Consider the following 14682-nt stretch of genomic DNA (forward strand, 5'->3'; position numbering starts at 1 on the left):
AACTACCTTACATCAATGCTTTACCATTTTATTTAAACTAAATTTGTAAGATAAGCATAGCAAATTACAGCTATTTAGTTTTTATTAATCACTTAAATAATCAGCATATGAAAAAGTTAGAAAACAAAGTGGCCATCATTACTGGCGCAGGATCGGGAATCGGAAAAGCAACGGCAATTCTTTTCGCTAAAGAAGGCGCAAAAGTTGTCGTAAGCGACATCAATGAAGTCAACGGCAGCAAGGTAGTGGACGAAATAAAAAGCAGCGGCGCAGAAGCACTTTTCGTAAAAGCAGATTCATCCAGCCCTCAAGACAACCAAATATTAGTAGACGAAACTTTGAAAGCATTCGGCAAACTTGATATTGCTATAAACAACGCAGGAATAGGTGGCGAAATCAACAAAGCGGGCGACATGTCAATCGAAGGCTGGAAGAAAGTCATTGACATCAACCTCTCAGGCGTATTCTACGGCGTGAAATACCAGGCACCGGCGATGGTAGAAAACGGGGGCGGAAGCATCATCAATATTGCTTCCATTCTTGGTCAGGCAGGATTTGCGACCTCAAGTGGCTATGTGGCTGCAAAACACGGTGTGGTGGGTCTTACGAAATCTGCGGCGTGGGAATATGCGAAAGATAAAGTCCGGATCAATGCAGTAGGCCCCGGATTTATTTATAGTGGCATGGTGAATGAGGAGGCGATGGGCAAAGAAGCGTTGACAATGCTCGAAAATAAACATGCTTTCGGCAGGCTTGGCGAGCCCAAAGAAATCGCCGCAATGTTGCTTTTTCTGGCTTCAGATGATGCGTCTTTCATCACAGGGTCCTATTATCCGGTAGATGGCGGCTATCTTGCAGTATAAAAAATTTAAACTTTGAGTTTTAAATTATTCAGAAGTTTAGCAGAACTCAATCTCAACCTTTAAAACAAAATTATGGCAAAAAACATCGCAGTACTTGTAGGCTCTTTAAGGAAAGATTCTTACAACAGAAAAATCGCAAATGAAATGATCAGGCTTGCGGAAGGTAAACTCAACATGGAAATTATAGAAATCGGAAATCTGCCTCTTTATAGTGAAGATCTCGATGAAAATCCACCGCTACAATGGACGGCATTCCGGCAGAAAATACAAAGCGCCGACGGTATTCTGGTGGTTTCTCCCGAATACAACCGCACAATTCCCGGAGCGCTGAAAAATGCAATCGATGTAGGATCGCGGCCGTACGGAAGCTCCGTCTGGCCAGGAAAACCGGGCGCGGTCGTCACTTCGTCAGTAAGTTCGCTGGGCGGTTTGGCAGCGAATCATCATATCCGTCAGGCCTTCGTATTTGTTGATGTTCCGCTGATGCAGCAACCTGAAGCGTATATCGGGAACTCATCAAAAATTTTCGGGGAAGACGGAAAGACAGTTGTGCCGGACACGGAAAAATTCCTTCAGACTTTTGTGGATGCCTTCCAGAAATGGGTTGAGAAGTTCTAAATATGCTTGAGTAGCCACTGAAAAACCTTGTTCAGCAATGAGTAAGGTTTTCTTTTGCGCTTTATTTTACCGTGAAATATTTTTACACGGCGAAATAATGCCTAAATTTAAGAAACTGTTCAGTACCTAAAAAACAAACTATGTGGTTTACAAAATCCATCGATGAAACCTTAAAGGAACTCAGTGTTGGCCCCGCCACTGGCCTTTCCAGCGAGGAGGCGGCGAGCCGGAAGAGCAAATATGGGCCTAACCGTCTGGAAGCTAAAAAGAAAAAATCGGTCTTTCAGATTTTCATTTCGCAACTGAACGACTGGCTGATCTATGTACTGTTTGCGGCCGTAATCATTACGTTTTTTATGGGCGAATATATAGATTCGGTCATCATTATTCTGGTCATCCTGATTAACGCCGGAATCGGGGTTTTTCAGGAAGTTAAAGCCGGGAAAGCGATTGAAGCACTCATGCAGATGTCGTCACCCAGGGCGCTCGTCAGGCGCGATTCACATACTGCTGAAATCGACAGTGCAGAGCTGGTTCCGGGGGACATCGTTATTCTGGATGCCGGCAGGGTGGTGCCCGCCGACCTGCGGCTGATAGAGTCGGCAAATCTGCAAACCGAAGAATCGGCCCTCACGGGTGAATCCGTCCCGGGCTCTAAAGAGGCAGCCGATATCTACGACGACCCGAATACACCCATTGGCGACCGGGATAATCAGGCATTTATGTCGTCCATTGTTACATACGGCCGCGGCGTCGGAGTAGTGGTAGAAACCGGGATGCGCACCGAAGTCGGCAAAATTGCGCACCTTATCGATAACGAAGAACTCACCAAAACACCTCTGGAGAAAAAGCTGAGCGAGCTCGGCAAAATGCTGGGAAAGATGGCGGTGGGTATCTGTGCGTTTATATTTGTTCTTTCATGGTTTCAGGGAAGGGATCTGGGCGAAATGTTCCTCACCTCGGTTTCACTTGCCGTAGCATCGATCCCCGAGGGCCTGGCTGCAATCGTAGCGGTGGTACTTTCCGTCGGCGTCACTGCAATGTCGAAAAACAACGCCATCATCCGCCAGCTTCCGGCAGTGGAAACATTGGGTTCAGTGAATGTAATTTGCTCTGACAAGACCGGTACGCTTACCATGAATAAAATGAGCGTCACCCAGGTTTATACCACACAAGGCCTGCTGGATTTGGATGAACATGTTCCAAACGACATTCCGAATGCCGCAAAATTTGCAGCTAAAGCCATGATCTTATGCTCCGATGCCACCTTGCATAATGACGATGCCACCGGCGACCCGACCGAAATAGCACTGTTAGCATTGGGCGATACGCTGAGACTCGACCGAAAGAATCTGGAGAACGATACAAACCGAATTAATGAAAAATCCTTTGACAGTGACCGCAAAATGATGTCGGTACTGGTGAAGGAAGAAGACGGCGATTACAAAGTCTTCACGAAAGGTGCATTGGCAAGTTTAAAAAAAGTTTCGACCAGGATTTTTGACAACGGAGAAGTACGCGAAATTACCGAAGCCGATCTGAAGAACTTCAGCCACGCCGCGCGGCAAATGTCAGATCATGCATTGCGCACGTTGGCCGTAGCCTATAAACCCGCTGCAAGAGATACGCATCCCGACGAAATGGAGCAGGACCTTGTGCTTCTTGGTTTGGTAGGCATGATAGACCCAGCACGCGACGAAGTGAAACCATCGATAAAACTCGCGAAAGACGCCGGCATCAAAACCATCATGATTACGGGCGATCATAAAAACACTGCGTTTGCCATCGCTAAGGATCTGCACATTGCCGATCATGTGGATCAGGTAATCACCGGGCCGGAAATGGACAGCTTCAGTGAGGACGAATTAAAACAGAAAGTGAACAGCTATCGGGTGTACGCACGCGTTTCCCCGGAACATAAAGTGAAAATAGTACGCGCACTTAAAGCCAATGGAAACATAGTCTCCATGACCGGCGACGGCGTGAATGATGCACCGTCGCTTAACGCGGCCGACATCGGTGTGGCGATGGGAATTACCGGTACCGATGTAGCAAAGGGCGCTGCAGACATGATTCTTACCGACGACGATTTTTCCACTATTGTTAAAGCCATTGAACAGGGAAGGAACATCTACAATAACATCAAAAAATCCGTCATTTTTCTCCTCACCTGCAACCTGGGCGAAGTGGTGGTTATGTTTCTCGCGCTGCTGGTGGGCTGGCAGTCGCCCCTGATCGCGACACAGCTGTTGTGGATCAACCTGCTTACCGATTCGCTGCCGGCCATCGCGCTGGGCATGGATAATGGCGACCCCGATGTAATGAAAGAAAAACCTCGCTCCATAAACGAAAACTTCTTTTCGCACGGCGCCGGAATACAGGCAGTTGTTGGCGGTATATTCATCGGGCTGATCACGATGCTGGCGTATTGGTACGGATATTACGAACTCGGTTATTCTCCTGCAGACGGCAACATTCCCGAAGAAGTGGTGAAGAATGCGCGCACTTTAGCATTTATGGTTTTGGTATGCTCGCAACTGTTTTTTTCTTTAGGCTTAAGGAATAGGAAAAAACCACTGTATAAAATAGGTATCTTCGGCAACCGATATCTTGTGGGTGCAATTGTACTTGGGATTCTGATGCAGATTCTCGTCCTGTTTGTGCCGGTTTTGCGTGAAGCCTTTAAACTTCATATGCTCGACCAAAAAGGATGGATGATGGCGGTTGTTCTTGGTTTGTTACCGTTAACCGCGCTCGAGATCTACAAGATAGTCTTCGCAAATAGAAAGCAACATTCAACAGCTAAAATTTAAACCAAAACCAGCTTATGAAAAAACTTTTCAGTCAAATCAGCGTTCAGAAAGCCCTTATTTTCACCGCGCTTTTTCTCGTTGCGCTCATTTTGTTTGAACTTAATTATTTCATGTCAGGCCTGTTGGGCGCCATTACGCTCTATGTTCTTACCCGCAAATCTTACCTAAAATACACCGAGGAAAAAAAGTGGAACAGCAATCTTACCATCACGCTCATCATTTTCCTTATCATTATCACATTCGCGGTGCCGCTCTGGATCATCCTGGAGATCTTGATTCCAAAAATCAATGAATTCCTGAGCGACCGTGAGGGAATCATTAAAAAATACGACGCTGTGCGGACATTTCTGGAGAACAATGAGTACCTCAAAAGGTTTGATTTCCATGTTTCCAATGAACAGATCATGCAAGTGCTGAACCGTGCAGTTTCCTACATTCCTTCCACGCTGAACTGGGTCGGCCAGACCTTTGGAAACATTTTTGTCGCGCTTTTTATCCTTTATTTTATGCTTAAAGAAACGCGGACAATGGAACAGAAATTTAAAGATCTGCTCCCATTTTCGCGGGATACGAAAAAATATTTCATTCGTGCCAATGCAGACCTGATCCGTTCCAATGCTTATGGAATACCCATTCTGGGCCTAAGCCAGGGTCTGATTGCAATTTTGGGCTACTACATTTTCGGTGTCGAGAATGCGATCTTCTGGGGTTTGCTCACTGGAGCCGCATCCATCGTTCCGGTACTCGGCACGATGCTGATCTATGTACCGATTAGTGTCTATCAGGTTGCCAGCGGCGATGTGAGCGGCGGGCTGATGCTGGCAGGTTTCTGTCTGATATTTGTGGGTGGTATCGACAATATTCTGCGCTTTACTTTATTAAAAAAAATGGCGGACATTCATCCACTAATTACGGTTTTTGGTGTGCTGCTCGGTTTACAGATTTTCGGTGTGATGGGACTTGTTTTTGGTCCCGTACTCATGTCTTTGCCCGGAATTCTCTACCGTATGTTTGAGATGGAACGCAGCTTTAAAGATCTTAAAGACCATGAGCAGACCGAAGACGAGGAAAACGTTCCGGTGTAACATTTGGCTGCAGATTTTTACAAATCATAAAAATTTAAAAACCTAAAAAAATGAACAACCACGAAATCGACTACAGAATCCACGGCGAAGAAATGCAGTGCGTAGAAATAGAACTGGACCCGAATGAAAGCGTAATTTCCGAACCCGGCAGTTTCATGATGATGACAGACGGCATACAGATGCAGACGATGTTCGGCGACGGAAATGAAAAAGGTATCATGGGCAAGCTCTTTTCCGCTGGAAAAAGGATGCTCACCGGCGAAAACCTGTTTATGACGGCCTTTACCAACACCGCGTCCGGTAAGCGGCAGGTTACTTTTGCAGCGCCGTATTCGGGGAAAATCATCGCGCTTGACCTTTCAGAATTAGGCGGAAAAGTGATTTGCCAGAAAGATTCATTTCTGTGTGCGGCCAAAGGTGTGGCGGTCGGGATCGAATTCCAGCGTAAGCTGGGCACGGGGCTTTTCGGCGGCGAAGGTTTCATCATGCAGAAACTCGAAGGAGACGGCATGACCTTCGTACACAGCGGCGGTCACGTGATCGAAAAACAACTGCAGCCGGGCGAAGTTTTGAAGATAGATACGGGCTGTATTGTGGCCTTTACGAAAGATGTAGATTATGACATTCAGTTTGTGGGCGGCATAAAGAATACCATTTTTGGCGGGGAAGGTCTGTTTTTCGCACAGCTCCGCGGTCCGGGAAAAGTTTGGATTCAGACGTTGCCAATTGCACGTTTGGCGAACAGGATCCTGCAGTTCGGCACTACAAAAAAAGGCGAGGAGGGAAGCCTGCTCGGCGGTCTGGGCAGAATGCTGGACGGCGACGGAATTTAAATTTTTTAGAATTTAATTATATCAGGCACACTTCTTCAGTGTGCTTTTTTAGTTTTACTGAATTGCCGATCAATACAAATACATTTTCTCCTGGCAAGACGGCATTTTTAGGGACATTATTTTTTCCACAAAGTTTTTAGCTTGAGCTAACTTTCACTATTTTTGTGGATTGCTGAATTTTAAAAACATTCAGGCCCAAATATGAGCGAAAACAACGCAGTAAACTACTCAGAAGACAACATCAGGACCCTCGACTGGCAGGAGCACATCCGCGTAAGACCCGGAATGTACATCGGTAAGCTGGGCGACGGTTCATCGGCCGATGACGGTATCTATATTTTGCTAAAAGAAATCATTGACAACTCGATTGACGAGTTCGTGATGAAAGCCGGCAAGCGCATCGAAATTAAGATCGACGAAGGAAAAGCCTCGATCCGCGATTACGGACGAGGAATTCCGCTCGGAAAAGTGGTGGACGCGGTTTCGAAAATGAATACCGGCGGTAAATATGATTCAAAAGCCTTTAAGAAATCTGTAGGTCTTAACGGTGTCGGTACCAAGGCTGTGAATGCACTTTCGGAGTACTTTAGGGTTAAATCTGTGCGGGATGGCAAGGCGAAAGTGGCTGAATTTTCAAAAGGACTGATCACGGAAGATTTTCCGGAAACCGAATCGTCTGACCGCAACGGAACCGAAATCACTTTTATCCCGGACGGAAGCATTTTTACCCATTTCAAGTTCAGGAAAGAGTACATCGAAAAGATGCTCAAAAATTACTGTTACCTGAATCCGGGACTTAAAATCATATTCAACGGAGAAACCTATTTCTCAGAGCACGGCTTGAAGGATCTTCTTCAGGAAGAGATTGAAGGGGAGATTCTCTATCCGGTGGTTCATCTTAAAGATGAAGATATTGAGGTGGCCATCACACATTCAGACAAATCACAGTCGGAAACGTACTTTTCGTTTGTCAACGGCCAGAACACCACGCAGGGTGGAACTCACCTGAATGCGTTCCGTGAGGCATATGTGAAAACCATCCGCGAATTTTTCAATAAGAATTTTGAAGCGGCCGACATCCGCAAATCGATTATTGCAGCGGTTGCCGTAAAGGTGATTGAGCCGGTTTTCGAGTCGCAGACGAAGACCAAATTAGGTTCCAATGAAATGGAGCCCGGCAAAGAGACCGTGCGGACTTTCATAACCAATTTCTTAAAAAACAAACTCGACAACTTCCTGCACCAGAATCCGGAAATTGCAGAAGCAATAAACCGCAAGATCATAATTTCTGAGCGCGAACGGAAAGAACTTTCCGGCATCCAGAAACTCGCGCGTGAAAGAGCGAAGAAAGTTTCACTGCACAACAAAAAATTGCGCGATTGCCGCCAGCATTACAATGACCAGAAAGCGCTGCGGAAAAGTGAAACGATGATTTTCATTACCGAGGGTGATTCCGCTTCGGGTTCCATCACAAAATCACGCGATGTAGAAACGCAGGCAGTATTTTCGCTGAAAGGGAAGCCGCTGAACTGTTATGGACTGACCAAAAGAGTTGTTTACGAAAACGAGGAATTCAACCTTTTGCAGGCGGCACTTAACATTGAAGATTCACTCGAAGATCTGCGTTACAACCATGTCGTGATCGCAACCGATGCCGATGTTGACGGGATGCACATCCGCCTTCTGATGATCACATTCTTCCTTCAGTTTTTCCCGGACCTGATCCGGAACGGCCATCTTTACATTCTTCAAACTCCGCTTTTCCGCGTGCGGAACAAAAAAGAGACAAGGTATTGCTACAGCGAGCCGGAACGGATAAAAGCACTTGAAGAATTAGGTAAAAACCCGGAAATAACCCGATTTAAAGGTTTGGGTGAAATCTCTCCCGATGAATTCAAGCATTTCATCGGCAAAGATATCAGGCTTGAACCGGTAGTCTTAGGGAAAGATCAGACGATCGATCAGTTACTCGAGTTCTATATGGGTAAAAACACACCGGACAGGCAGCTTTTCATTCTCGAAAATCTGGTCGTAGAAGATCCCGAAATCGACAAGAAAGTAGAGCTTGCCAACGCTGAGGCCTAAATGTACACCACATAAAAATCATTAAGAAAACCAAATATACGCGAGAGCTGGATTGATGGAAGAACAAGAAAATCACCACGAAGAATCACTGAAAAAAGTTTCCGGACTGTATAAAGACTGGTTCCTCGATTACGCTTCATACGTAATTCTGGACCGTGCTATACCTTCTATTTTTGATGGTTTCAAGCCTGTGCAGCGCCGAATCATGCACTCTATGCGCGAGCTGGAAGATGGGCGCTATAATAAAGTGGCGAACCTCGTCGGGAATACGATGAAGTATCACCCGCATGGCGACGCCTCCATCACCGATGCTATGGTGCAGATCGGGCAAAAAGAACTGTTGATTGACACGCAGGGAAACTGGGGAAATATTTTTACCGGCGATTCTGCTGCGGCTGCGCGGTATATTGAAGCAAGGCTGACGCCTTTCGCGCTGGAAGTGGTCTTTAATCCTAAAACTACGCATTGGGTAAAATCTTATGATGGCCGGAACAATGAGCCCATCGACCTTCCGGTGAAGTTTCCGCTTCTGTTGGCGTCGGGGGTAGAAGGAATTGGTGTCGGACTTTCGACCAAGATAATGCCTCATAACTTTAATGAGCTCATCAATGCATCAATAGCACATTTAAAAAATAAAAAGTTCGAGCTTTACCCGGATTTTCTCACCGGTGGAATGCTGGATGTAACGAACTATAATGACGGCGAACGTGGCGGACGAATCCGGACACGCGCGCGAATCATTCAAAAAGAAAAGAACGTACTCTGCATCACGGAGCTACCGTACGGTAAAAATACAGGTGACCTGATAGATTCCATTATCAAAGCCAATGATAAAGGAAAAATTAAGATCAAAAAAATTGAAGATAACACGTCTGATCAGGTGGAAATCAATATTCTGCTGAATAATGATGTTTCTCCGGACAAAACCATTGATGCGCTTTATGCTTTTACGGATTGTGAAATTCCTATTTCGCCCAATGCCTGTGTGATTGTCGGCGATAAACCCGAATTCCTCACTGTATCTGAGATCTTAAGACGTAACACAGACCACACAGTACAGCTTTTAAAAACTGAACTCGAAATTGAGCTTCACGAACTGCAGGAAAAGTGGCATTTCGCAAGTCTTGAAAAGATTTTCATCGAGAACGAAATCTATCAGGAAATCAAAGGTAAATCTTCGAAAGAGGAAGTTTATGAAGCGGTGGACAAAGGTTTGAAACCGTTTACGGGAAATCTTCTGCGTGCGGTGACAACTGAAGATATCATCAGGCTTACCGAACTTCCGTTCATGCGAATTTCCCGTTATGACCAAGATAAAGCGATCGAGAATCTCCAAAATTTGGAGGCTAAAATAGAACAGGTGAAGTATCATCTCGAAAACCTGGTTCCGTACGCGATCGATTATTTCCTCGGCATCCAGAAAAAATATGGAAAAGGGAAGGAGAGACGCACCGAACTTCGTGTTTTTGATACCATCGATGCGACGAAAGTGGCCGTGGCAAACGAAAAATTTTATGCGAATTTTGAGGAAGGCTTCATCGGGACATCACTTAAAAAAGACCAGTATCTTTTTGACTGCTCGGATATCGATGACATCATCACTTTCCAGAAAGACGGCACGATGAAAGTGGTGAAAGTGGAACCAAAGACGTTTATCGGTAAAAACATCCAGCACGTTGCGGTTTGGAAAAAGAACGATAAACGCACGGTTTACAACATGATTTACCGCGAAGGTAAAGAAGGCCCATACTACATGAAACGTTTCTCCGTAACCGGCGTTACGCGGAACACTGACTATAAACTCGCCTCCGACACCAAAGGTTCGGAAATGCTTTATTTTTCGGCGAACCCTAATGGCGAAGCCGAAGTAGTGACGGTACTTTTGAAGCCTAATGCAAGGATCCGAAAGAACAAGATTGAGATTGATTTTGCCGAAATAGGTATCAAAGGCCGTGATTCAAAAGGAAATCTCGTCACTAAATACGCGGTGAAAAAAGTAGATCTGAAAGAAGAAGGTCATTCTACGCTGGCACCGCGGAAAATCTGGTTTGATGACACGGTACGCCGCCTGAATGCGGATGCGCGCGGAACTTTGCTCGGAACTTTCAAAGGTGATGACAAGATCCTTACCATAAATTCGAATGGTGATGCACGGCTGATGTCATTTGACCTGATGAACCGGTTTGAGGATGAGTATTTGGTTCTCGAAAAATGGAAACCGGAGCAGCCGGTGACTGCGATTTACTACGATGGCGAGAAACAGATGTACTTCATCAAACGTTTTCTGCTCGAAAACACCACGAATATCCAGCACTTTTTGCCTACAGAACATCCAAAATCCTTTATCGAGCAGGTGATTGTTGCCAATGGCGCCACCGCAGAAATCGTTTTTGCGAAAGAAAAAGACAAACAGCGCGAACCTGAAACAATCAATATTGACGAGTTCATTACGGTGAAAGGCATAAAAGCAATCGGAAACCAACTCACGCGCAACAGGGTGAAAACCATCAGCGTAAATATTCCGGAGCCCGAAGAGGAAATCAATCCCGGTTTTGACGTGGTGGAAAGCACAGACGGCCACATCAGCTTCATCGATGAAGATGTGAAAGAAGAAGATTTCCCGGACGAAGGTACCATCGGCAGCCTTTTCGATGAATAAATTAATAAAGACGCTTACAGAGCGTCTTTATTAATTTAAAACTGAACATTCAGTGTGATTTCCTCGCCATCGCGTGCTACGGTGACAGGCAGTTGATCGCCGGGATTTACGCGCGAAAGACAATCCATATACGAATAGATTTCGCTTACCTCGCACGTTCCTATCCGTTTCAAAACATCACCTGCCTTGATGCCCGCAAGCGCTGCAGGGCGGTTTTCGGAAACGCCGTCGATCAGCATTCCGTCCTTCGTGTCGGCGTAGTTTGGCATTATGCCAAGTGTTACTTTAAACTGTGGTAGTTCGTTATTCATTTTTTTTGTTTAAATGTTTAATGTTTACAGGTTATTTCCAACCGCCGGACCTGTAGCTAAGTTTGTGCCCTTTGATTTTTTTAGTAAAAAAAAACCGCAGTAAGGAACTGCGGTTGCATTTTAAAACGGATAACCGAAAGCAAAGTTGAGTACCGGTTTCCAGGTCTCGCCCAAAACAAAACGCTCGCCCAGCGGCCGGTTAGGGTCGTACACCTTGTAAGCGGCATCGAGCCGCAGCGTGATGTAAGCCACATTTATCCTTACACCTACGCCAGTTCCGACACCCATCTGCGAGATGAATTTGCTGAACTTAAATTCATCGCCAAAGCCGGTATCTTTTAAGCCCCAAATGTTACCCGCATCAACGAATGCCGCTCCCTCAAACATTGGGGTGAACGGAACTCTGTATTCTACGTTTGTGGTAAGTTTTAAATTATCCATTGCGTAGCTTCGGATTTTCTCATCGAGTTGTGAATCTGCCGGTCCCAAACCGCCGAAAACACGCCATGCCCGAATGTCATTGGACCCGCCGTTAAAATAAGACCTTACAAAAGGCATCGTGGATGAATTGCCGTAAGGAATGCCCACGCCGATGAACTGTCGGAGTGCCAACGTATGTTTTCCGTTGAAGAACGTGTAATATTTCCGAATATCTACATCAAATTTCACGAACTGAGAGTACGGAATATTAAAAATGGTCTTGGAAGCTCCGGAAACAACCCCGTCATTTTCTGTCCTGTTATTAAAAAGACTAAACACATTGCCTGCAAGTTCTACCTTTGCATTAAGATAAACCGGATTCGGTCTGTCTTTTTTACCAATCTCATTGTAGATAAAGTTGTAAATCATTGAGGAAATGAGTACGTCCTGCGTCTGTCTGTCTTTGTTGATGAGTGACTGGCGGAACGTATTGAACAGCGAAAGCCGGTCCCCCGAAAGCGAATTTTGATACTGCTCATCATTTAAGATTATGGTCGCGAACTCATCAGATGTGATAGTCCCGTTATTAAAATCATTCACAAGCGCCGGTGAATAATCATCAAAAACAGCATTTCTTACCCCTTCATCTACCGGAAAAAAATCATAATAACGGTCTTTGTTACGCGTCAAACTAAGTTGCGTGTTGAACAGTGACAAACGGTGCGTGACGATGTCATTTACATTCGCGAAATAATTTAAGCCCGCATTAAACCCAATTCTCCCCAAGCCAATATTATTCTGGACAGATGTGCCCAAAACGATGGAACTGGCCGGTGAAAAGCGTTTTGGGATCAATTTCCAGGTTGTGAAAGGCATCAGCAGACGCGGAAAATTGAGCGATCCCTGTGCGGAAACTTCGTAAGCCAATACACGCTTATCCGGATCCTTGGTATTTTCGATTGAACCAAAAATACCTGATACACTCGTGACAAGGTTTTCTGCGCCACCAAAGACATTTCGAGTAGTGAGATCCACAGACGGCGATATGCCGAAATTCAGGATTTGAGAATAATTAAGGTCAGTGGCGATCCGTAGGTCATATTTCGGAAGTGGCGCGAGATAATAACTCACATCCAATATACTGTCATTGTCTTTACGCAGGATTTCATCATACTTCAGCACGCTGAAATTGTTTGTGGACGCGATGTTCCGCTTGGTAAGATCCAGATTGCGCTGCTGGTAAAGGTCACCCTTCTTTAAGATTAGCGGTCGCCAAAGCGCGATCGTTTTATACTGATCATCGAGTTTGTAAAAATTGATTCCGAGCAGTGAATCTTTTACCGTATCAACGGTGTCGGCAAGTTTCTCAAGATAATGAACTTTAATATCGCCGATTGTAGTCTTCCGGTATGGGGTATCCAGGGAGTCACGGTGGATATCCATCGTCAGCGGGACCTGTTTGCGGCTTTGCAGCGTGTCAGCAGTGAAATAAATTTCTTCATTTGAGTTATTGAAACGGTAATATCCGCGCTCTTTCATAAGGTCGTTGATACGTTTTACTTCTTTTTCGAGCACGCTCTGGTCTAAAATATTCTTCCCCTGCACAAGACTTTTGCTTAGATCTTCTTCGTAAACAGAGCGTATCGCGGGATCCGGAATATTATAATAATAATCGCTGATGATTGTAGGTTCACGATGGGTGATAAGATAGTTTGCCTGCGCTTTTTTAGCCGCTGAATCAAGGTCATGACTGAATTTTACATCGGCATCCCAATAGCCGCGATACACGAAGTATTTTCGTATAGAGTTGGCGCTGGTTTCGGTTTTACCCTGATCCAGGATTACCGGTGGCTGGCCGATATTGTGCATGAACCTTTCATAAAAGAGGCTTTTGCCCACATATTCGGGGTGATTGTATTTAATGAAAAGCGAGTCGCGCAACTTCTGATCCCGAATTTCAGACGGGTAGGTAAGGTACTCATTCAGTATCGAGTCGTATTTAGGATTTGTGGCATTGTACATCCACAGACCGATCGGAAACAGAAACAGCTGTTTTTTATTTGGCTTTTGGCTTACATAATCGGGAACCTGGTCTGCAAAAAGCTTTCCGTCTTCATAGCGGAAATTATTTTTTGTGAGCAAATATTCACCATCGGGGACTTTGCGGGTGGTGCTGCAGGCGTACAGAAGCGAGACTGCAATTGCGAAAGCGAAAAATATATGATACTTTTGATAATATTTTAACAGATGCTTACCGCTCATACACTAAAGATTTTACAGTCCCTGGACAGGAAGAAGTTCAGACAAAAATACAATTTGTTTTTGGTTGAAGGCAACAAAACCATCAAAGAAATCCCGGGTTCACGCTACAGAATCCAGCAGCTGTACTCGGTTGATCCTACTGCGCTTAATATTAGTGATACAGAGATAACAGCGGTTTCTGAAATAGAACTAAGACGCATAAGTTTTCTGCAAAATCCGAAAGACTCAGTTGCGGTTTGTGAGATCATCAAACCGGAAATGAAAAGTGATGTTCCTGTGCAATTAGTTCTGGACGGCATCCAGGATCCGGGGAACCTGGGTACCATCATCCGCCTTGCCGATTGGTTCGGTATCGAACAAATAATTTGCAGTGAGGACACTGCTGATTATTACAATCCCAAAGTAATCCAGGCTAGCATGGGCTCGTTTCTTCGCGTAAACATCCTGTATACCGATCTTCAGAACTATTTCAATTTTTCAGGCCGGGCGGTTATCGGAACTGATATGCAGGGCGAAAGCACTTATAGTTTCCGGTTTCCAACGGAATTTGATTTGGTCTTGGGCAATGAAGGAAACGGAATACGTCCTGAAACTGAAGCAATTTTAACAGATAAGATCACGATTCCGCGTATGGGAAAATCGCAGGCTACAGAAAGCCTGAACGTTTCGATGGCCGCGGGCATTATTTTAGGACAGATATTTTCCAAATAAAAAAAACCGCCCAGGCGGTTTA

General features: G+C 45.2%; 10 protein-coding genes. 8 read left to right on the forward strand and 2 right to left on the reverse strand.

Annotated elements, in window-relative coordinates; genetic code table 11:
• Positions 1 to 107: 107 nt before the first annotated feature.
• The 7 genes from H9628_RS06680 (at position 108) to H9628_RS06710 (ending at position 10956) form a co-directional block, all read left to right on the forward strand.
• Complete coding sequence (locus H9628_RS06680; protein ID WP_251833344.1) at positions 108 to 863, forward strand: SDR family NAD(P)-dependent oxidoreductase; 756 nt, start codon at positions 108 to 110, stop codon at positions 861 to 863.
• Positions 864 to 935: 72 nt separating this feature from the next.
• A complete protein-coding gene (locus tag H9628_RS06685; protein ID WP_251833345.1) occupies positions 936 to 1481 on the forward strand; it encodes an NADPH-dependent FMN reductase in 546 nt (181 codons plus the stop codon).
• Positions 1482 to 1621: 140 nt separating this feature from the next.
• Positions 1622 to 4294 carry a cation-translocating P-type ATPase gene (locus tag H9628_RS06690; RefSeq protein WP_251833346.1) on the forward strand — a complete coding sequence of 891 codons (2673 nt, stop codon included), beginning with the start codon at positions 1622 to 1624 and terminating at the stop codon, positions 4292 to 4294.
• Positions 4295 to 4308: 14 nt separating this feature from the next.
• The gene (locus H9628_RS06695; RefSeq protein ID WP_251833347.1) at positions 4309 to 5379 is read left to right on the forward strand and encodes an AI-2E family transporter; all 1071 of its coding nucleotides are present in this window, start codon (positions 4309 to 4311) and stop codon (positions 5377 to 5379) included.
• A gap of 50 nt (positions 5380 to 5429) precedes the next feature.
• Positions 5430 to 6212: a TIGR00266 family protein gene (locus H9628_RS06700; protein WP_251833348.1), complete on the forward strand. Its 783-nt coding sequence runs from the start codon at positions 5430 to 5432 to the stop codon at positions 6210 to 6212.
• 201 nt (positions 6213 to 6413) lie between these two features.
• Positions 6414 to 8297, forward strand: coding sequence for a DNA topoisomerase IV subunit B (locus tag H9628_RS06705; RefSeq protein WP_251833349.1), 1884 nt, complete (start codon positions 6414 to 6416; stop codon positions 8295 to 8297).
• A gap of 55 nt (positions 8298 to 8352) precedes the next feature.
• Positions 8353 to 10956 (forward strand): DNA gyrase/topoisomerase IV subunit A, encoded by a 2604-nt coding sequence (locus H9628_RS06710; protein WP_251833350.1) that lies wholly within the window; start codon positions 8353 to 8355, stop codon positions 10954 to 10956.
• A 35-nt stretch (positions 10957 to 10991) separates the two neighbouring features.
• Here H9628_RS06710 and H9628_RS06715 read toward each other — a convergent pair whose 3' ends face one another.
• Positions 10992 to 11267, reverse strand: a complete 276-nt coding sequence (locus tag H9628_RS06715) for a PDZ domain-containing protein (protein WP_251833351.1) — start codon at positions 11265 to 11267, stop codon at positions 10992 to 10994.
• 120 nt (positions 11268 to 11387) lie between these two features.
• A complete protein-coding gene (gene tamL, locus H9628_RS06720; protein WP_251833352.1) occupies positions 11388 to 13949 on the reverse strand; it encodes a translocation and assembly module lipoprotein TamL in 2562 nt (853 codons plus the stop codon).
• Between tamL and H9628_RS06725 the strand changes: the two genes are divergently transcribed.
• Positions 13935 to 14660, forward strand: a complete 726-nt coding sequence (locus tag H9628_RS06725; protein ID WP_251833353.1) for an RNA methyltransferase — start codon at positions 13935 to 13937, stop codon at positions 14658 to 14660. The genes tamL and H9628_RS06725 overlap by 15 nt on opposite strands.
• Positions 14661 to 14682: the final 22 nt, after the last annotated feature.

It is taken from the genome of Kaistella pullorum (assembly GCF_014837035.1).
Lineage (GTDB): Bacteria > Bacteroidota > Bacteroidia > Flavobacteriales > Weeksellaceae > Kaistella > Kaistella rhinocerotis.